Below are 20,755 nucleotides of genomic sequence, written 5' to 3'. Positions count from 1 at the left end.
CCGCTCAGTTCGCTGCTGATCGACAGCGGCCGGGCTGACAGGGTCTCGATGCGAACCGTGGCCAGCGGCGCCTGCTCTTCGGCAGTCGGGGCCTTGTCGCAAGCGCTCAGCGTCAACGCCAGTGCGATCAGGCTGAGCTTGGCAAGCAGGTTGTTTGACATGTAATAACCCCAATAATGACCCCGGCATCCTACGGGGAGGCGGGGAAGGTATCGGTTAAGCTTTGTAGGTGCTGTGTGAAATTGTGTAAGGGTTTTGCACGGGGGTGGGTGAGGGCGTATATCCTTGGCGACCGCTTCGCGCGCATTCGCGGGCAAGCCTCGCTCCTACAGGCCATGCGTCAGTCTGCAATATCGCAAAACCTGTAGGAGCGAGGCGTGCCCGCGAAGAGGCCGGACCTGTCGCCACAGCACTTTCTGGAAACACCCCATGCCCAACATCCTCCTGGTCGAAGACGACACCGCCCTCGCCGAACTGATCGCCAGCTACCTGGAACGCAACGGCTATTGCGTCAGCGTGATCGGCCGCGGCGACCACGTGCGCGAACGGGCGCGGGTCGATCCGCCGGACCTGGTGATCCTCGACCTGATGCTGCCGGGGCTGGACGGCCTGCAAGTCTGTCGGTTGCTGCGCGCCGATTCGGCCACGTTGCCGATCCTGATGCTCACCGCCCGCGACGACAGCCACGACCAGGTGCTGGGCCTGGAGATGGGGGCCGACGACTACGTCACCAAACCCTGCGAGCCGCGGGTGCTGCTGGCCCGGGTGCGGACCTTGCTGCGGCGCAGCAGCCTCGGCGAGCCGCAGACCGCCAACGACCGCATCCTCATGGGCAACCTGTGCATCGACCTGTCCGAACGCACCGTGACCTGGCGCGGACAACCTGTCGAACTGTCCAGCGGCGAATACAACCTGCTGGTGGTGCTGGCCCGGCATGCCGGCGAAGTGCTCAGCCGCGACCAGATCCTGCAGCGCTTGCGCGGCATCGAGTTCAACGGCACCGACCGCTCGGTGGACGTGGCGATTTCCAAGTTGCGGCGCAAGTTCGGCGATTGCGCCGGCGAGGCGCGCAAGATCAAGACGGTCTGGGGCAAGGGCTACCTGTTCAGCCGTTCCGAGTGGGAATGCTGAGCCGATGTTCAGAATCCTGTTTCGCCTGTACCTGGTGACCATCGTCTCGTTCAGCGCGGCGATCTACCTGGTGCCGGACCTGGTGATCAAGGTCTTTCACGAGCGTTTTCTCACCTATAACCTCGACTATTCCCGCGGCCTGCAGACCCTCATCGTCAAACAGTTCCATTCCGTGCCCCCGGCGCAATGGCCGGCCCTGGCGGCTGAGATGGATAAAGAGTTCCAGCCGCTGCACATCGTGCTGAGCGGCAACGACGATGCCGACTTCACCCTCGATGAACGGCAACGTCTGCAGCGCGGCGAGAATATCGTGCGCATTGGCGACTGGGGCTGGCGCACCCTGGCGGCGTCGCCGCTGAACGAACGCACGGTGGTGCAAATGGTGGTGCCGCCGGACCCGACGGACGTCAGTTTGCTGTACTGGAGCATCAACGTGCTGATCGGCGCGACCATGCTCGCCTGCCTGTTGCTGTGGCTGCGCCCGCACTGGCGTGATCTGGAGCGCCTCAAGGGCACGGCGGAGCGCTTCGGCAAGGGCCAGTTGGGCGAGCGCACGCGAATCTCCGCCAGCTCCAACATCGGCAGCCTGGCCAACGTGTTCGACACCATGGCCGGCGACATCGAGAACCTGCTCAACCAGCAGCGGGACCTGCTCAATGCCGTCTCCCACGAATTGCGCACGCCCCTGACGCGCCTGGATTTCGGCCTGGCCCTGGCGCTGTCGGATGACCTGCCGGCCGCCAGCCGCGAGCAGCCTGCAAGGTCTGGTGGCACACATCCGCGAACTCGATGAACTGGTGCTGGAGTTACTGTCCTACAGCCGCCTGCAAAACCCGGCGCAGCTGCCCGAACAGGTCGAAGTCTCGCTGGATGAATTCATCGACAGCATCCTCGGCAGCGTCGACGAAGAACTTGAATCCCCCGACATCGTCATCGACGTGTTGCTCCACGGCCAGCTCGAACGCTTCAGCCTCGACCCGCGCCTGACCGCCCGCGCCATTCAGAACCTGCTGCGCAACGCCATGCGCTACTGCGAAAAAAGGATTCAGATCGGCGTACAGGTTGGCCCGAAGGGTTGTGAGATCTGGGTCGACGACGATGGCATCGGCATTCCCGATGATGAGCGTGAGCGGATATTCGAGCCGTTCTATCGCCTGGATCGCAGCCGGGATCGATCCACGGGCGGGTTTGGCCTGGGGTTGGCGATCAGTCGTCGGGCGCTGGAGGCTCAAGGTGGCACGCTGACCGTCGAGGCATCGCCGCTGGGCGGAGCGCGGTTCAGGTTGTGGTTGCCGATGCCTGGCTGAACCTCTCGCCTGATGCGTCGTTCATCAGGCCGCCTTCGCGCAAGCCGGTCTCCCACATTGGATCTTCGCCTGACTCGGGATTTGTGTACGCCCCGGTCCCTGTAGGAGCCAGGCTTGCCGGCGAAGATCGATACGCGGTATTGCTGATACTCCGCGGTGCCCCGTTCGCGGGCAAGCCTCGCTCCAACAAGGCGAAGAGGGCCTATCAGTCGACATCGATGCCAGACGTCCGACCGCTTTCATCGTAACGCTGCCCGGAGCAACCCCCATTCCAAACCGGCGTCGACTCAACTACCCGACCAAAGGTTTGTCGATGGCTTGTGCAGCAGCGACCGTCACTATACTGTATATCCAAACAGTGAAAGACCTGCCCCCATGGAACTCATCGACAAGCTCGGCATTCTTGCCGACGCTGCCAAGTATGACGCCTCCTGCGCCAGCAGCGGGGCGCCGAAGCGCAGCTCCGAGGGCAAAAGCGGGCTGGGCTCGACCGATGGCATGGGCATCTGCCACAGCTATACGCCGGACGGGCGCTGCGTTTCGTTGCTGAAGATCCTGCTGACCAACTTCTGTCTCTACGACTGTCAATACTGCGTCAACCGGCGTTCCAGCGATGTGCCTCGCGCCCGGTTTACCCCGGAAGAAGTGGTCACGCTGACCATGGACTTCTACCGGCGCAATTGCGTCAGCGGGCTGTTTCTCAGCTCCGGGATCATTCGCTCGGCGGACTACACCATGGAGCAGTTGATTCGCGTGGCCAGGCTGTTGCGTGAAGACCACGAGTTTCGCGGTTACATCCACCTCAAGACCATTCCCGAAGCCGACCCTGCACTGATTGAGGAAGCGGGGCGTTATGCCGATCGATTGAGCGTCAACATCGAGTTGCCCACCGATGCCAGCCTGCAAACCCTGGCCCCGGAAAAACAGCTGGGCTCGATCAAACAGGCGATGCAGACGATCTACACCGGTGAACAAACCGTGCTCAACGAACCGCGCGCGCCGAAATTCGCCCCCGCCGGGCAGAGCACGCAGATGATCGTCGGTGCCGACGACACCGACGACAGCACCATTCTTCACAGCGCCCAGGCGTTGTACGGCAACTACCGTTTGCGTCGGGTCTATTACTCGGCGTTCAGTCCGATCCCCAACAGCCCGAAGAGCGTGCCGCTGGCCGCACCGCCACTGATGCGCGAGCACCGTTTGTACCAGGCCGATTTCCTGCTGCGCAGTTACGGCTTCACGGCGGGCGAATTGTTCCAGGGGGCCGGACATCTGGCACTCGATATCGACCCGAAACTGGCCTGGGCGTTAGAGCACCGGGAGGTTTTTCCGTTGGACCTGAACCGTGCCGAGGCGTCATTGATCTCGCGAGTTCCCGGGATTGGCCTGCGCACCACCGAACGGCTGATAGAACTGCGACGTCAGCGGCGGATTCGCTACGAAGACCTGGCCCGTATGCGCTGCGTGCTGGCCAAGGCCAAACCGTTCATCATCACCAGCGATTACCACCCGCAGCAGGCTGAGGTGACGAGCCACTTGCTGTATCAGCAACTGCGGGACCGGCCCCAACCGCAGCAAATGGGGTTGTGGGGATGATCAGCCTCGATTGCGACGACCTGTTCGACACTTGGCGTACACAGGCGCGTTGGCTGCTCAGCCATGGAGTCGACCCCAGCCTGGTGAGCTGGGCCAGTGAAGGCATGACCGACCTGTTTGCCAGCGACTGTGAACTGCCCGAAACCCAGGGGCCGTATCAGCCGCGCGTCCCAAGAACGCTGTTGGACACCCTCGAGCGCGCCGCCCGTTATCGCGGCGATCAGCGCTGGAGTCTGCTGTACGAAGTGTTGTGGCGGGTCAGTCATGGTGATCGCACCGCGATGCTGGCAGGGGACCCTCTTGGCAGTGAATTTCAGAGAAGAATCAAGCAGATACAACACGAAGCTCATCATCTACATGCATTCGTTCGTTTCGTCGCGTTACCGGAAAGCGACGGCCCGCACTACGTCGCCTGGCACGAACCGGCCCATGACATCTTGCACAGTGCCAGTGAGCATTTCATCGGTCGGATGGGCCGGCACCGCTGGCTGATTGCGACGCCTCGGGACGGGGTTTATTACGATGGCGAGCAGTTGATCCACCAACGTCAATGCCCGCCCGAATGGCAGCAACTGGCGCAAAATGCCGAGGATCCGCACAGCGACATGTGGTTGACGTACTACAGCCACATCTTCAATCCGGCGCGGCTGAACCCGAAAGTCATGCAGGGGCATTTGCCGGCACGCTTCTGGAAAAACCTGCCCGAGGGAGCGCTGATACCGGGATTGATCACCCAGGCGCGGACCGGCAAGCAGCAGGACGGTCAGGCCATGGGCATCAAGGGCAGGGGTGGCAAGCGAATCGCTGCGCGAGTCATCGGGCGTGACCTCGACGCGTAAAAAAGCCCCCGATCGCCAATGCGATGGAGGGCTTCGATACAACGGGAGGTCAGATCAAACCTTGACGATCCAGCCCGCCGGCGCCTCGACGTCACCGGTCTGCACGCCCGTCAGCTCTTTGTAGAGCTTCTGGGTGATCGGGCCGACGTCGGTTTCGCTGTGGAACACGTGCAGCTTGTCGTTATAGCTGATGCCGCCGATCGGCGTGATCACCGCGGCAGTGCCGCAGGCGCCGGCTTCCTTGAAGTCGGACAGCTTGTCGATGAACACGTCGCCTTCGATCACTTCCAGGCCCAGACGGGACTTGGCCAGTTCGATCAACGACAGGCGGGTGATGCCCGGCAGCACCGACGGCGAGTTCGGGGTGACGAACTTGTCGTCGTGGGTGATCCCGAAGAAGTTGGCCGAACCGACTTCCTCGATTTTGGTGTGGGTCATCGGGTCCAGGTAGATGCAGTCGGCAAAGTGCGCCTTTTTGGCCAGGGAGTTCGGCATCAGGCTGGCGGCGTAGTTGCCACCGACCTTGGCCGCACCGGTGCCTTGTGGAGCTGCGCGGTCGTAGCTGGAGATCAGGAAATTGTGCGGGGTCAGGCCGCCCTTGAAGTAGGCGCCGACCGGGATGCAGAAGATCGAGAAGATGAACTCGGGGGCGGTACGCACGCCGATGTTGTCGCCCACGCCGATCACGAACGGACGCAGGTACAGCGCGCCGCCGGTGCCGTAAGGCGGGATGAAACGCTCGTTGGCGCGGACCACGTCCTTGCAGGCTTCGATGAACTGCTCGGTGGACACCTGCGGCATCAGCAGGCGCGCGCAGCTGCGTTGCATGCGGGCGGCGTTCTGGTCCGGGCGGAACAGGTTGATCGAGCCGTCCTTGCACCGATAGGCCTTCAGGCCTTCGAAGCATTGCTGGCCATAGTGAAGGGCAGTGGAGCCTTCGCTGATGTGCAGCACATTGTCTTCGGTCAGGGTGCCTGCGTCCCACTCGCCATTACGCCAGTGCGACAAATAGCGCTTGTCTGTCTTGATGTAGTCAAAACCCAACTTGTCCCAATTGATGCTTTCGTTACCCATGACACCCTCTATCGCTTAACAACCGCCGAAACGGTTCAAGGCTTCTGACGTTTTTTCTGGATGGGGACAACAATACTTCATTCCGGGCCCTTTTCGCAGCCCGGAATGCGATCCTTTGTAGGAGCGAGCTTGCTCGCGATGAACTCGAGAACACTGCGGGGTGTAAGGCCTGCCGCGTTATCGTTGACGACCATCGCGAGCAAGCTCGCTCCTACAGAGGTTAGGCTAGAGATGCAACGCGTGGCCGAGGGCCCGTAACGCCGCTTCCTGCACCGCTTCGCCGAGTGTCGGATGCGCATGGATCGTCCCGGCGATGTCTTCCAGCCGTGCGCCCATTTCCAGGCTCTGGCCAAACGCCGTCGACAATTCCGAAACACCCACACCCACCGCCTGCCAGCCGACAATCACATGATTGTCACGCCGCGCCACGACCCGCACGAAGCCGCTTTTCGACTCCAGGGTCATCGCCCGGCCATTGGCCGCAAACGGGAAGCTCGACACGATGCAGTCCAGCCCTGCAGCCTTGGCCTCGTCCGGCGTCTTGCCGACCACCACCAGTTCCGGGTCGGTAAAGCACACGGCAGCGATGGCGGTGGGGTTGAACTCGCGGGATTTACCGCTGATCAGCTCGGCCACCATCTCGCCCTGGGCCATGGCCCGGTGCGCGAGCATCGGTTCGCCACTCAGGTCGCCGATGGCGTACACGTTGCGCATGCTGGTCTGGCAGCGGTTGTCGATCTTGATCGCCGACCCGTTCATGTCCAGGTTCAGCGCTTCGAGGTTCCAGCCTGGGTATTGGGTTTGCGCCCGACAGCCACCAATACCTGATCGGTTTCCAGGTTCAGGGTGTCGCCGCCCGGCGCAAGTACTTGCAGTGTATTATTAATAGAATCAAAGCCTTGAACGCTATGCTTCAAGTAAAGCCTGACTCCGAGTTTTTTCAGTTCATCATGCACTGGCTGCGTCAGCTCGGCATCGTAGGCCGGCAGGATGCGGTCTTGCGCTTCGACCACGCTGACTTCGGCGCCGAGCTTGCGATAGGCGATTCCCAGTTCCAGACCGATGTAACCGCCACCGACCACGACCAGCCGTTTCGGCACGGACGTCGGCGCCAGGGCTTCGGTGGAAGAGATGATCGGCCCGCCAATCGGCAGCATCGGCAGGTTCACGCTGTTTGAGCCGGTGGCCAGCACCAGGTGCTCGCACTGAATGCGCGTGTCGCCGACGTCGACCGTCTTGCCGTCGATGACCTTGGCCCAGCCCTGAATGACCTGGATCTTGTGCTTCTTCATCAGCGCCGAGACGCCGGTGGTCAGGCGATCGACGATGCCGTCCTTCCACTCGACGCTCTTGCCGATGTCGAGGGTCGGCGCCGAAACGCTGATGCCCAACGCCGAATGCTGGCTGTGGTGCTGCGTCTGATGAAACTGTTCGGCGACATGGATCAGCGCCTTTGAAGGAATGCAGCCGATGTTCAGGCAGGTGCCGCCCAACGAAGCGCCTTCCACCAGAATGGTCGGAATGCCCAGCTGGCCGGCACGAATCGCCGTCACATAACCGCCAGGGCCGCCGCCGATGATCAGCAGCGTGGTGTTCAAATTCTGCATGTCTTACTCCACGAACAAGGTGGCGGGTTGTTCGAGCAAGCCACGAACCGCCTGGATGAATTGCGCCGCGTCCATGCCGTCGACCACGCGGTGATCGAAAGAGCTGGAGAGGTTCATCATCTTGCGAATCACGATCTGGCCTTTGACCACCATCGGCCGTTCGACGATTTTGTTCACGCCGACGATCGCCACTTCCGGCAGGTTCAACACCGGGGTACTGACGATGCCGCCCAACGCGCCGAGGCTGGTCAGGGTGATGCTGGAGCCGGACAGCTCGTCGCGGCTGGCCTTGCCAATGCGTGCGGCGGTGGCCAGACGGGAGATTTCCGTGGCGCTGTCCCACAGGCTGCGCGCTCGGCGTGACGCACCACTGGCACCATCAAACCGATGTCGGCCTGGGTGGCGATGCCTACGTGCACCGCGCCGAGGCGAGTGATGACCTGGGCTTCGTCGTCGTAACGGGCGTTGATCTGCGGGAAATCGCGCAGGGCGACAACCAGGGCGCGGACCAGAAATGGCAACAGCGTCAGCTTGCCACGGGTCGCACCGTGCTTTTCATTGAGGTGCGCGCGCAACTCTTCCACGGCGGTAACGTCGATTTCTTCCACATAGCTGAAATGGGCGGCGCGCTGGGTGGCGTCTGCATGCGCTGGGCGATCTTGCGGCGCATGCCGATCACCGGGATCTGTTCTTCGTCGTTACGCTGGGCGTAAGCGGCAGTCGCCGATGACTGGGCTTGCTGACCTTGGGCCAGATAGGTCTCGAGGTCTTCGTGCAACACGCGACCGGCTGGGCCGGTGCCCCGCACCAGACGCAGCTGGATGCCCAGGTCCAGTGCATGTTTGCGCACGGCCGGGGAGGCCAGCGGGCGTTCGCCGGCTTCGCGGGCCACCATCGGGCCTTGGCAAACGGCGGCTCGTGGCGCTGCAGCCGCGACTGGTTTGCTGGCCACCACGGCTTCTGCTTTCGGAGCCGCAACCGTAGCTTCTTTAACAGGTGCAGGCTGGGCCGACTCTTTAACGTTGCCCGCGCCTTCGACTTCAATGCTGATCAAGATGCTGCCCACCGCCATGACTTCGCCAGGCTGTCCGCCCAGCGCAATCACTTTGCCATGCACCGGGGACGGGATGTCGACCATCGCCTTGTCGGTCATGACATCGGCCAACACCTGATCTTCGACGACCATGTCGCCGACCTTGACGTGCCACACCGACAATTCAACTTCTGCAATGCCTTCGCCAATGTCCGGCATTTTAATAACGTGCGTGCCCATTCAGACCTCCATGACCCGTTTCAACGCCGCGCCCACTCGGGACGGCCCTGGGAAATACGCCCACTCTTGCGCGTGCGGGTAGGGGGTGTCCCAGCCGGTGACGCGCTCGATCGGCGCTTCCAGGTGGTGGAAGCAGTGCTCCTGCACCAGGGCCACCAGTTCGGCACCGAAACCGCAGGTGCGGGTCGCTTCGTGAACGATGACGCAACGTCCGGTTTTCTTCACCGACTTGACGATGGTGTCCAGGTCCAGAGGCCACAGGCTGCGCAGGTCGATGACTTCGGCGTCGATGCCGGTTTCTTCGGCGGCGACTTGCGAGACGTAGACGGTGGTGCCGTAGGTCAGGATGGTCACTTCCTTGCCCGGACGGGTGATGGCGGCGACGTCCAGCGGCACGGTGTAGTAACCGTCCGGCACTTGGGCGGCCGGGTGTTTCGACCACGGGGTCACAGGGCGATCGTGGTGACCGTCGAACGGGCCGTTGTACAGGCGCTTTGGCTCGAGAAAGATCACCGGGTCATCGTTTTCGATGGAGGCGATCAGCAGGCCCTTGGCGTCGTAAGGGTTTGACGGCATGACCGTGCGCAGGCCGCAGACCTGGGTGAACATCGCCTCGATGCTCTGGCTGTGGGTCTGGCCGCCATAGATGCCGCCGCCGCAAGGCATGCGCAGGGTCATCGGCGCGGTGAACTCGCCGGCCGAGCGATAACGCAGGCGGGCGGCTTCGGAAATGATCTGGTCCGAGGCCGGGTAGACGTAGTCGGCGAACTGGATCTCGGCCACCGGCCGCAAACCGTAGGCGCCCATGCCCACGGCGACGCCGACGATGCCGCTTTCAGAGATCGGCGCGTCGAACACCCGGGAGGTGCCGTACTTGGTCTGCAGGCCTTCGGTGCAACGGAACACACCGCCGAAGTAGCCCACGTCCTGGCCGAATACGACGACGTTGTCATCACGCTCAAGCATCACATCCATGGCCGAGCGCAGGGCCTGGATCATGGTCATGGTGGTCGTGGTCATGGCGGTATCCAACTGAATATTGCTGTTGTGATCGTTCATGTCAGATCCCCAACTCTTGACGCTGGCGCTTCAAGTGCTCCGGCATCTCTTTATAGACGTCTTCGAACATGGTCGCGGCGCTCGGGATCTGGCCGCCGGCGAGGGTGCCGTACTGCTCGGCCTGTTTCTGCGCGGCGATCACTTCGGCTTCCAGTTCGGCGCTGACGGCGAGGTGTTCCTCTTCGGACCACTGGCCGATTTTCACCAGGTGCTGCTTGAGGCGCGCGATCGGGTCGCCCAACGGGAAATAGCTCCAGTCGTCGGCGGGCCGGTATTTGGACGGATCATCGGAGGTCGAGTGCGGGCCGGCGCGGTAGGTGACCCATTCGATCATGGTCGGGCCGAGGTTGCGGCGCGCACGTTCGGCGGCCCAGGCGGAGGCGGCGTACACGGCGTAGAAGTCGTTGCCATCGACCCGCAGGGAGGCAATGCCACAGCCGACGCCACGACCGGCGAAGGTGGTGGCTTCACCACCGGCAATCGCCTGGAAGGTGGAGATCGCCCATTGGTTGTTGACCACGTTGAGGATCACCGGCGCCCGGTAGACGTGGGCGAAGGTGAGGGCGGTGTGGAAGTCCGATTCGGCGGTGGCGCCGTCGCCGATCCAGGCCGAGGCGATTTTGGTGTCGCCCTTGATCGCCGAGGCCATGCCCCAACCCACGCCTTGGATGAACTGGGTGGCGAGGTTGCCGGAAATGGTGAAGAACCCCGCGTCCTTGACCGAGTACATGATCGGCAACTGACGGCCCTTGAGCGGATCGCGCTCGTTGGACAGCAGTTGGCAGATCAGGTCCACCAGCGGCACATCCCGCGCCATCAGGATGCTTTGCTGGCGGTAGGTCGGAAAGCACATGTCGTCGATGTTCAAGGCCAGGGCCTGGCCGCTGCCGATGGCTTCTTCGCCGAGGCTCTGCATGTAGAACGACATTTTTTTCTGGCGCTGGGCGACGACCATGCGGTTGTCATAGATCCGCGTCTTGAGCATGGCGCGCATGCCCTTTACGCAGGATCTCCACCGGCACGCCTTCAGCCCACTCGCCAAGGGCATTGCCCTGGTCGTCGAGCACCCGGATCAGGCCCTTGGCCAGGTCCGCGGTTTCGGCGGGTTCAACATCGATTGGGGGTTTGCGCGCCAGACCGGCGTCGGTCAGACGCAGGTAGGAGAAGTCGGTTTTGCACCCTGGACGGCCCGAAGGTTCCGGAACGTGCAGGCGCAGCGGTTCGTACGCTTGGTTCATGGCTTCTACGCTCGATCTTGTGGATTTTCTTGTAGTGAGCTGACAGTCATTCTTCTGTCGGAGAATTCTTGTCCTACAACAATCATAGGCCGGACCCAGGAGAATATTTCTCTGTGTTTCATTGCGCTGGAAGCCATTTGAGGATAAAAAATCTGCATAAACATAAAATCACAGGTGTTTTTGTCTCATGCGCAAACTGGACCGTACCGATATCGGCATTTTGAACAGCCTTCAGGAGAATGCGCGGATCACCAACGCCGACCTCGCACGCTCGGTCAACCTGTCGCCGACCCCCTGTTTCAACCGGGTCAAGGCCATGGAGGAACTGGGGCTGATTCGCGAACAGGTCACCCTGCTGGATGCCGATCTGTTGGGGCTGCACGTGAATGTGTTCATTCATGTCAGCCTGGAGAAACAGGTGGAGGAGGCGCTGCAGCATTTCGAAGAGGCGATCTCGGATCGCCCGGAAGTCATGGAGTGCTACCTGATGGCCGGCGACCCGGACTACCTGATCCGGGTGCTGGTGCCAACCATTCAGTCGCTGGAGCGCTTCATGATGGACTTTTTGACCAAGGTGCCGGGGGTGGCGAATATACGGTCGAGCTTCGCGCTCAAGCAGGTGCGGTACAAGACGGCGCTGCCGTTGCCGGCCAACGGCCTGACCCTCGGCAATTGACCTGTAAACCGCCGGTTTATGCAACACCGCAACCCTGTAGGGGCTGGCTTGCCAGCGAACGCGCCCTCAAGTCTTGCAGCGCCCATGACGACGCCTTCGCCAGCAAGCCGGCTCTTACACAGGGTCAGAGTGTGTTCAGGGGGATTTTCAGGTAGGTGATGCCGTTGTCTTCTGCCGGCGGCAAATTCCCCGCACGCACATTCACCTGGATCGCCGGCAGCAACAGCGTCGGCATGCCCAACCCGGCGTCGCGCCGGTTGCGCATGGCGACGAACGCGGCTTCGTCGACGCCGTCGTGGACGTGGATATTGCTTTTACGTTGCTCGCCCACCGTCGTCATGCACCGCGGTTCACGGCCCCCGGTGGGGTAATCGTGGCACACGTAAAGACTGACGCCAGCGGGGAAGGCCAGCAGTTTGTGGATCGATGTGAACATCTGGCTGGCATTGCCACCGGGGAAGTCGCAACGGGCGGTACCGACGTCCGGCATGAACAGCGTATCGCCTACCAGGATCTGCTCGCCATCGACCAGATAGGCCATGTCCGCCGGCGTGTGGCCGGGCACATGCAGGGCCGTGGCCTTGAGGTTGCCGATCATGAACGACTCGTCCGGCGCGAACAGGTGATCGAACTGCGAACCGTCGACGGCAAATTCGGGCTCAAGGTTGAACAGGGTCTTGAACACGTCCTGCACCTTGCCGATGGACTGACCGATCGCGATCTTGCCGCCCAGTTGCCGGCGCAGGTAGGGCGCGGCGGACAGATGATCGGCGTGGGCGTGGGTTTCCAGCAACCATTGCACCTGCAAGCGATGCTGGCGGACAAAAGCGATGAGCCGGTCAGCCTGAGTGGTCGCGGTGCGCCCGGCGGCGGGGTCGTAGTCGAGCACCGGATCGACGATCGCGCATTGACTGCCATCGGCTTCGTAGATGACGTAGCTGTAGGTGGACGAAGCGGGGTCGAGGAAAGCTTCAATCAAGGCGGACATGGTGGCTTATTTTCGGGGGGACAGACCATGAGGGTAGTTTCATTTTCCCCGGGTTGACCACCCCCCTATCAATTCTGTTAATGAAAAAACCTGTACGGGCTCTATCCTGTCACTCAATCGATACCGGGCGTTCCCGGCTTTTTTTTCGCGGATCATGAGTGTTTTATGTTGCTGGCAGGTTTTTTTGGCGTGGTGATGGGCCTGGTCCTTGGATTGACCGGTGCCGGTGGCGGGATTCTTGCGGTGCCGGCCCTGGTGCTGGGGTTGGGGCTGACCATGACCCAGGCGGCACCGATCGCGCTGTTTGCGGTGGGCAGCGCGGCGGCGGTCGGGGCCATCGATGGTTTGCGTCACGGTCTGGTGCGCTACCGCGCGGCGCTGTTGATCGCCTTGTTGGGGGCGATTTTTTCGCCGGTGGGCATCTTCTTCGCCCATCAGTTGCCGGAAAAGATCCTGATGATCCTGTTCAGCCTGCTGATGGTGATGGTCGCCTGGCGCATGCTGCGCCGTGAGCGCCGGGAGCCAGGACCGAGCGACCATGGCCACGCCAACTGGGGCCAGAAGAACTGCATGCTCGATCAGCAGACCGGGCGCTTTTCATGGACCGCCAAATGCACCGCGACCCTGGCGGCACTCGGTGCGGTGACCGGGGTAGTCTCCGGGCTGCTCGGGGTGGGCGGCGGTTTCCTGATCGTCCCGGCCTTCAAGCAACTGACCGACGTGCAGATGCGCGGGATCGTCGCCACCTCCCTGATGGTGATCAGCCTGATCTCGGCGATCGGCGTCATCGGCGCGTTTCACGCCGGGGTGCGCATCGACGGTGTGGGCGTGGTGTTCATTGTCGCGAGCATCGTCGGCATGGTCATCGGCCGCGCGCTGCGCGCGCGCGCACCGGCCCGGGTCTTGCAGATCGGCTTCGCCAGCATCTGCGTGGTGGTCGCCGCCTACATGCTCTACAGAGCGGGCGCCTAGCGGGTACCGGTGCCTGTGGATGCCAGTCGCATCCACAGGCGTACACCCTAAGTGGCGAGCCTTGCCCGCGGGTGGTCTTACATCGTATTCGCCGCGCGCTACCCGCCACTCCAAAGCAGCTGAAAACCAGCGCCAAGGCAGCGTATGCCGCCGCCGGTCCGCTTTCGATAATCGCCTCCGACATCAAGTCCCCCGTTGCGGAGCGCGCCATGCACAACAATAAGAACTTCAAGCATCGTTATTTGCCTGCCTTTTTCGCCAGCCTGTCGACCCTCGGTTTGAGTGGCATGGCCGAGGCCGAGATCATGCTGTACGACAAGGACCAGACCACGTTTTCCACCGATGGCTACGTCAACGCCTTCTACGTCAACAGCGATGTCGACCGTGCCGGCGAGCAGTACGACCGTCGGCAGTCGCGGGTCAAGATGGGCTTTCTGCCCAACTACCTGGGTTTCAACATGGGCAAGCAGGTCGATGACCTCAAGCTCGGCGCCCGTGCCTCGTTCTGGGTGACCATCAACGACAGCGAAACCAACGGCACCGACACCGCCATCGATGTGCGGCAGTTCTACGGCACGGTGGCGAACCCGCAATGGGGCGAAGTGCTGATCGGCAAGGACTTCGGCCTGTTTGCCCGTTCCAACATCCTGCTCGATGAATTGCTCGCCGGTTATGGCCAGGTCAGCGATACCCTGGGATTGGTGGACGGTGGCGGCGTGTCGTTCGGCAATATCGGCACCGGTTACCCGTATCCGTTCCCCACTTCGCAGATCACCTACCGCACGCCGGTGATGGACGGCCTGCGGGTGGCGGTCGGGATCATGGACCCGGTGGACACCAATGACAGCAGCCCGACGGGCAAGGCGTACCAGGAGAACCCGCGCACCGAGAGCGAGATCACTTATCAGTTCGACCTCGCGGGGGCGAAGATCTACAGCTGGGTCAACGGCAGCTACCAGACTTCGGACAACACCGATTCCAGCGTCGAATCGATCACTTCCAAAGGCGTCGGCTACGGCGTGCAGGCGAAAATGGGCGGCTTGTCGCTGACCGGGTCCGGCTTCCAGGCCAAGGGCATCAACCCGTTCTTCACCAACAACGCCGGCGAGCCGACCCTGCGCAATGTCGACAGCGACGGCTACCTGCTGCAGGGTTCGTACAAACTGGGCAAGAATCGCCTGGCCTTGTCGTATGGCAAGACCAACGATGACGGCAATGGCGTGGTCGGCAGCGGCGCGGATTACGAGACCCGCGGGGTTGCGCTGTTCCATGACGTCAATGACAACCTGAAATTGGTGGCCGAGTACAACCAGTTCGAAATCAACGGGCATGACACCAGTGCGCAGAATGAAGACACCGACACCTTTGCGGTGGGGGCGGTGTTGACCTGGTAACGCCGGAACCGGCATCACGCAGGTCCCCTGTAGGAGCTGGCTTGCCAGCGAAGACGGTGTGTCAGTCAACAAAGATGTTGAATGTTAAGCCGCTCTCGCTGCAAGCCAGCTCCTACGGATCTGCAGTGTCTTGCAGACCCGGTCTCATCCCATCGAACCGCCTACCCGCTACCCAAGTAGCATAGGTCGCCCCCCACAGCCTTCGTACACTCATCCCTCATACACACGCACCTGCGGGAGGCGACGATGCAGCAGGTCCAGAGTGAAGGTGTGGTCAGTGCCATGTCCCAGGCCACCGATGCGGGGCAGGTGGCGCAAGAGTTGGCGCGGCAGTTGTTGCATCCGCACCTGGGCTTCGTGTTGTTCTTCTGCTCCGCCGAGTACGACTTGCAGGCGCTGGGCCAGGCCTTGCAGCAAAGCTTCGGCGGCATCCGCCTGGTGGGCTGCACCAGCGCCGGGGAAATCACCCCCCTGGGTTATGGTCGCAATTGCGTGACCGCGGTGGGCTTCGATCATCGGCATTTCTCCATCGACGCCGAACTGATCTGCGAGATGGAACGCTTCAGCCTGATCGACGCCCAGCAGATGGTCGAGCGCCTGGTCAGTGGCTGTCGCAGCAATACCCTGGCGCCGATCAAGGGCAACAGCTTTGCCCTGACCCTGCTCGATGGCCTGTCCAGCCGCGAAGAAATGGTCCTCGCCGCCTTGAGCGCGGCGTTGGGCGACATCCCGCATTTCGGTGGTTCGGCCGGTGATGACAACTACCTGACCCACACCCACGTCTATTTCAATGGCGAGTTTCACAGCGGCGCGGCGGTGGTGGTGCTGGTCAACACCTGGCTCGATTTCGAGGTCTTCACGACCCACCACATCCTGCCCCGGGCGGAAAAACTGGTGGTCACCGGGGCCGACAGCGGCTCGCGCCGGGTGTTCGAACTCAATGCCGAACCCGCCGCCGAGGAGTACGCCCGGCACATTGGCGTGCCGGTGGCCGACCTCGATCACCGGATTTTCGCCGCGCACCCGCTGGCGGTGCGGATCAACGATCAGTATTACGTGCGGGCGATCCAGCAGGTGCATCCGGACCTGAGCCTGAGTTTCTACTGCGCGGTGGAAAACGGCATCGTCCTCACGGTCATGACCCCGGGCCCGATGCTGCCCAATCTGCAACACCTGTTCGAGGGCTTGCAGGAACGTCTCGGCGAGCTGTTGCTGACCATCGGCTGCGACTGTTTTCTCAGGCGCCTGGAGCTGGAAGACGGCGGGCACCTGGAGCAGATCGGTGGTTTTTTGCGTGACCAGCGGGTGATGGGTTTCAACACCTACGGAGAACAGTTCAATGGCATGCATATCAACCAGACCTTCACCGGGGTTGCCATTGCCCGAGGCCGGTCCCCTGGACAGCGCTGAGCTGCAGGCCGAACTCGCCAGCCTGCGCCACGACAATCACAAACTGCAGCGGATCAACAGTGCGCTGATCGAACGGATCGAGTCCGGCATCACCCGCGGCAACGACCCGTACGCGGCGTTCCAGCATTCGGTGGTGCTGGCCGAACATGGCGCGAGCGCACCGACACCTTGAACCAGGCCATGGCCGAACTCAAGTCGGGCAATCACTTGCTCAGCGAAGCGCGCCTGCGGGCGGAAACCGCGCATCGGCATCTGATCGATGCCATCGAGAGTATCTCCGACGCCTTCGTGCTGTTCGATGCCGAGCAGCGGATCGTCCTGTTCAACAGCCGCTTCAAGGCGTTCTGGGGCCACAGCCGGGTGCGGATCAACGCCGGGATGCGCCTGGCCGAGGTCAAGCGGCTGATGTCCGCCACCGGGCTGTTCACCGAAGAGCCCCGGGGGCATGCCGACGAGAACCTGCTCTATCGCCTGCAGGACGGCCGTTGGTCTGCAAGTCAGCGAACGGCGACCCAGGAAGGCGGACGGGTGATCCTGTTCACCGACATTACCGACGTCAAACTCAGCGAGACCGTGCGCCGCGAACAAGCCGTGGCGCAAAAATCCCATTTGCTGCAACGGGCGGTCGACAACCTGTCCCAGGGCGTGGCCATGGTCAACGCCGAGGGCATCCTCGAACTGTGGAACCGGCGCTTCCTCGAACTGAGCGGCCTGGCCCCGGTGGCGGCCCATCGGCCGTTCGCCGAAGGTGATTGCCGTCAGCGAGCTGAACCTGCTGACCCCGGCCAGCCGCGATGGCAACGGGCGGCCGGTGCAGGAATGCGAGCAGCGCCTTGATGATGGCCGGGTCCTGGAAATCCGCACCCATCCGTTGCCCACCGGTGGCTTCGTCAACACCTTCACCGACATCACCGAGCGCTACCAGCACGCCGAGGCCCTCAGTGAAAGCGAGCGCTGGATCCGCCTGATCACCGACCATGTACCGGCGTTGATCGCTTACCTCAATGCCGACCTGGTGTACGAGTTCACCAACAAGGTCTACGAAGAATGGTACTGCTGGCCCCGGGGCGTGATGCTAGGCCAGAGCCTGCGCGAAGTGCACAGCGAGCAGCATTACCAACGCCTGGAAGCCTACGTGGCCCGGGCGCTGGCCGGCGAGAGCGTGACCTTCGAATTTGCCGAAATCAACATCAACAATCAGGAGCGCTACATGCTGCGCTCCTACGTGCCCAATCGCCTGGCCAGCGGCGAAGTGGTGGGGATCTTCGTGCTGATCCGCGACATCACCGAACGCCGGCGCACGGCCGAGGCCTTGCACCAGGCTTATCAGAACCTTGAGTTGCGGGTGCGCGAACGCACGGCGGAATTGACCACCCTCAATGATCAGTTGCTGCGGGAAATCGACGAGCGTCGGCGGGTGGAATCACGCCTGCGCGAGGCCAAGCTCGACGCCGAGCAGGCCAATCTGTCGAAGACCAAGTTTCTCGCTGCCGTCAGCCACGACCTGTTGCAACCGTTGAATGCCGCCCGGCTGTTTACCAGTGCGCTGCTGGAACGCCGTGATCCGGTAGCCAATGCGGTGCTGGTGCGCAATGTCAGCAATTCCCTGGAAGACGTGGAAAACCTGTTGTGTACCCTGGTGGACATTTCCAAGCTGGATGCCGGGGTCATCAAGGCCGACATTGCGCCGTTCGCCCTGAGCGAGCTGCTGGACACCCTCGCGGCCGAGTACACCCAGGTTGCCCTTAGTGAAGGCCTGGAGTTGCATTTCATCGGGTGTTCGGCGCTGGTGCGCAGCGACATCCAACTGCTGGCGCGGATCCTGCGCAATCTGCTGAGCAATGCGATTCGCTACACCTACAGTGGTCGGGTGGTGCTCGGTTGCCGGCGTCATCATCAACGGTTGTCGATCGAGGTCTGGGACAGCGGCATGGGCATTGCGGAGAATCGACTGGAGGAGATTTTCCAGGAGTTCAAGCGCGGCGATGTGCAGCGTCCGGACCAGGATCGCGGCCTGGGCCTGGGGCTGGCAATTGTCGAGAAGATTGCCGGGATTCTCGGGCACCGGATTCACGTGCGTTCCTGGCCGGGCAAGGGCTCGATGTTCTCCGTGGAAGTGCCGTTGAGCGCCACGGCGCCCAAGGCGTTGCCGAGCCTGCTGATGAGCGAGCCGATGCTGGAACGTTTGCGCGGGGCGCGGGTGTGGGTGCTGGACAACGACGCGGCCATTTGCGCCGGCATGCGCACCTTGCTGGAAGGCTGGGGGTGCCTGGTGGTGACGGCGCTGTCGGAACAGGATCTGGCGCGGCAGGTGGACAACTATCATGCCGAAGCGGATCTGCTGATTGCCGACTATCACCTGGATGACGACAAGAACGGTGTCGATGCCGTGGCCCGGATCAACGCCCGGCGTGCTTCAGCGATTCCGGCGATGATGATCACCGCCAACTACAGCAACGAACTCAAGCAGCAGATCCGTGAACTGGGGCATACCCTGATGCACAAGCCGGTGCGGCCGATGAAGCTCAAGACGGCGATGAGTCATTTGCTCGGCAGGCCTTGAGGCTTGTGGTGTCTGTGCGGGCCTCTTCGCGAGCAAGCCCGCTCCCACATGAGATCTCCAGTGAACACAAATTTTGTGACCACCCGAGATTAAATGTGGGAGCGGGCTTGCTCGCGAAAGGGCCGACTCGGTCTTCCGGTTGCCCCGATGTTCAGCGCCGCAGGTAAGACCCGAAATCAATATCCCCGGCACTCAAAATCGCCTGCACCCGATTATGCACATTGAGTTTGCGCAGAATCGCCGAGACATGGGCCTTGACCGTGGTTTCGGCGATTTCCAGGGTGTAGGCGATCTGCTTGTTCGACTCACCCTTGGTCATGCGCTCCAGCACCAGCAGTTGCTTGCGGGTCAGGGCCTGGAGCAGTTCCGGCGGAAAGCTCGGGGTATCGTTCATCCGGCGATGGGTAGCGCTTTTTTGCGTGCGGATGATGTCCGGCGGCAGGTACACGTTGCCGTTGAGGATCTGCTGGATGGCCTCGGTCATCTGCACCCGTGGCGAGGACTTGGTGATGAACCCCACCGCGCCATAGGTGATGGCCTGCAGCACGATCTGTTTGTCCTGCTCGGCGGAGACGATCACCACCGGAATGGTCGGCGCCTCGTTGCGCAGGTTGATCAGGCCGTTGAGCCCGTGCATGCCGGGCATGTTCAGGTCGAGCAGGATCAGGTCCAGGTCGTCGTGGTCCTGGGTCAGCGCCAGGGCGCTGTCGAGGTCGGCGGTTTCCATCACCTCGGTGCCCGGGAAACCATCGCTGATGACGTTATGAATGGCTTCGCGAAACAGCGGGTGATCGTCGGCAATCAGAATTTTGTACATAGCCTTTCACCTCGTTATTTTGATTAGGGTGGGGCAACAACACGCAAGCGTAAAGATCAGGGAAAAGGCTCGGGTTGGGCCGGTGTCACGGGCAGGTTCGCCGCTTGCCAGGCGTCCAGGCCATCGCGGTACCAATACAGTGTCTTATAGCCCATGGCGGCGGCGCGCCTGACCGCGTTCCAGCTCAGCCAGCAATCGGAGCGGCAGTAGAAGACCAGCGGTCGCGCAGAATCGCCTGCGGTCAATGTATTCAGGTTACGCGCAAAATAGTCCTGCCAGGCGGGTGGCAGATCACCGTCACCGGTATTGGCCAGCCAATGGCTGCCGGGCAGGTTCTCGTGCGGCTGGTCTTCGATGAAACGGCCTTGCAGCCATTGGCGGCGGTAGACGTCGATCAGCAGCGGACGCGGCGTTTGGCTGAGCAGGGTTTGCAGGGCCGGCGTATCGGTGACGGACGCGCCCGGCAGTTGATTCGGGGTCGGGCTGCGGTAGAGACCGATGCGATAGCCGTCGGCGGAGAACAGCGGGGTGTCGGCCTGGGCGACGCCCAGCAACAGGCTCAGGGACAGCACGGCGAGAGAAGGGCGCAGCAGAACACGTCGGGCACGCGGCATGGGGTTCAATCCTTATAATTATGAACCCATTACATGCCAGTCGCGGTGCGATTGGAATGCGACGATAGACAGGTAAAGCAGTACTAAAGTAGTAATTTTCACTGCTGTGCTCAACGTAGCCCCCCTGTAGGAGCTGGCTTGCCAGCGAAGGAGGCTTAACATCCAACATCTTTGGACTGACACACCGCCTTCGCTGG

Annotated in this window: 12 protein-coding genes and 6 pseudogenes; 9 read left to right on the top strand and 9 right to left on the bottom strand. The window is 62.1% G+C overall.

Annotated elements, in window-relative coordinates; genetic code table 11:
• Nucleotides 1–161: pseudogene (locus BZ163_RS03740) on the bottom strand (efflux transporter periplasmic adaptor subunit); the annotation flags it as partial.
• A 268-nt stretch (nt 162–429) separates the two neighbouring features.
• On the opposite strand from BZ163_RS03740, the gene BZ163_RS03735 reads away from it, so the two are divergent.
• From BZ163_RS03735 to BZ163_RS03720, 4 genes and pseudogenes are all read left to right on the top strand, one after another.
• Entirely contained in the window at nt 430–1,131 is a 702-nt protein-coding gene (locus BZ163_RS03735) for a response regulator transcription factor (protein WP_128869824.1), read from the top strand.
• A 4-nt stretch (nt 1,132–1,135) separates the two neighbouring features.
• Nucleotides 1,136–2,438, top strand: a pseudogene (locus BZ163_RS03730) (ATP-binding protein).
• 375 nt (nt 2,439–2,813) lie between these two features.
• Nucleotides 2,814–4,034 carry a putative DNA modification/repair radical SAM protein gene (locus BZ163_RS03725; protein ID WP_128869823.1) on the top strand — a complete coding sequence of 407 codons (1,221 nt, stop codon included), beginning with the start codon at nt 2,814–2,816 and terminating at the stop codon, nt 4,032–4,034.
• The gene (locus BZ163_RS03720) at nt 4,031–4,873 is read left to right on the top strand and encodes a TIGR03915 family putative DNA repair protein (RefSeq protein ID WP_128869822.1); all 843 of its coding nucleotides are present in this window, start codon (nt 4,031–4,033) and stop codon (nt 4,871–4,873) included. Before BZ163_RS03725 ends, BZ163_RS03720 begins: the two co-directional genes overlap by 4 nt.
• Nucleotides 4,874–4,927: 54 nt before the next feature.
• Here BZ163_RS03720 and BZ163_RS03715 read toward each other — a convergent pair whose 3' ends face one another.
• The 5 genes and pseudogenes from BZ163_RS03715 to BZ163_RS03695 all read right to left on the bottom strand — a co-directional run bounded on the left by BZ163_RS03715 (nt 4,928) and on the right by BZ163_RS03695 (nt 11,124).
• Entirely contained in the window at nt 4,928–5,947 is a 1,020-nt protein-coding gene (locus BZ163_RS03715; protein ID WP_128869821.1) for a branched-chain amino acid aminotransferase, read from the bottom strand.
• A gap of 225 nt (nt 5,948–6,172) precedes the next feature.
• A pseudogene (lpdA, locus tag BZ163_RS03710) lies at nt 6,173–7,554 on the bottom strand (dihydrolipoyl dehydrogenase).
• Between the two features lie 3 nt (nt 7,555–7,557).
• Nucleotides 7,558–8,827, bottom strand: a pseudogene (locus BZ163_RS03705) (dihydrolipoamide acetyltransferase family protein).
• Nucleotides 8,828–9,886: an alpha-ketoacid dehydrogenase subunit beta gene (locus BZ163_RS03700; protein WP_128869820.1), complete on the bottom strand. Its 1,059-nt coding sequence runs from the start codon at nt 9,884–9,886 to the stop codon at nt 8,828–8,830.
• 1 nt (nt 9,887) lies between these two features.
• Nucleotides 9,888–11,124, bottom strand: a pseudogene (locus tag BZ163_RS03695) (3-methyl-2-oxobutanoate dehydrogenase (2-methylpropanoyl-transferring) subunit alpha).
• Between the two features lie 187 nt (nt 11,125–11,311).
• On the opposite strand from BZ163_RS03695, the gene bkdR reads away from it, so the two are divergent.
• Nucleotides 11,312–11,800, top strand: a complete 489-nt coding sequence (gene bkdR / locus BZ163_RS03690) for a Bkd operon transcriptional regulator BkdR (RefSeq protein WP_007915088.1) — start codon at nt 11,312–11,314, stop codon at nt 11,798–11,800.
• 124 nt (nt 11,801–11,924) lie between these two features.
• Here the strand turns inward: bkdR and BZ163_RS03685 are convergent, their stop codons facing one another.
• Nucleotides 11,925–12,788, bottom strand: coding sequence for an MBL fold metallo-hydrolase (locus BZ163_RS03685; protein WP_128869819.1), 864 nt, complete (start codon nt 12,786–12,788; stop codon nt 11,925–11,927).
• Nucleotides 12,789–12,953: 165 nt separating this feature from the next.
• Between BZ163_RS03685 and BZ163_RS03680 the strand changes: the two genes are divergently transcribed.
• From BZ163_RS03680 to nahK, 4 genes and pseudogenes are all read left to right on the top strand, one after another.
• Nucleotides 12,954–13,760, top strand: a complete 807-nt coding sequence (locus tag BZ163_RS03680; RefSeq protein WP_128869818.1) for a sulfite exporter TauE/SafE family protein — start codon at nt 12,954–12,956, stop codon at nt 13,758–13,760.
• Between the two features lie 209 nt (nt 13,761–13,969).
• Nucleotides 13,970–15,154, top strand: coding sequence for a porin (locus BZ163_RS03675; protein ID WP_128869817.1), 1,185 nt, complete (start codon nt 13,970–13,972; stop codon nt 15,152–15,154).
• 246 nt (nt 15,155–15,400) lie between these two features.
• A complete protein-coding gene (gene nosP, locus BZ163_RS03670) occupies nt 15,401–16,564 on the top strand; it encodes a nitric oxide-sensing protein NosP (RefSeq protein ID WP_128869816.1) in 1,164 nt (387 codons plus the stop codon).
• Nucleotides 16,533–19,127: pseudogene (gene nahK / locus BZ163_RS03665) on the top strand (hybrid sensor histidine kinase/response regulator NahK/ErcS'). The gene nosP and the pseudogene nahK overlap by 32 nt, the downstream one beginning before the upstream one ends.
• 151 nt (nt 19,128–19,278) lie before the next feature.
• On the opposite strand, the gene BZ163_RS03660 reads toward nahK, so the two are convergent.
• Nucleotides 19,279–19,944 carry a response regulator transcription factor gene (locus tag BZ163_RS03660; RefSeq protein WP_128869815.1) on the bottom strand — a complete coding sequence of 222 codons (666 nt, stop codon included), beginning with the start codon at nt 19,942–19,944 and terminating at the stop codon, nt 19,279–19,281.
• A gap of 56 nt (nt 19,945–20,000) precedes the next feature.
• On the bottom strand, nt 20,001–20,558 hold the full coding sequence (locus tag BZ163_RS03655) for a PQQ-dependent catabolism-associated CXXCW motif protein (RefSeq protein WP_128869814.1): 558 nt from the start codon (nt 20,556–20,558) through the stop codon (nt 20,001–20,003).
• Nucleotides 20,559–20,755: the final 197 nt, after the last annotated feature.

This window comes from Pseudomonas sp. VI4.1 (assembly GCF_002029345.1).
Taxonomy (GTDB): Bacteria; Pseudomonadota; Gammaproteobacteria; order Pseudomonadales; family Pseudomonadaceae; genus Aquipseudomonas.
This window is presented reverse-complemented; position numbering and strand designations above follow the sequence as displayed.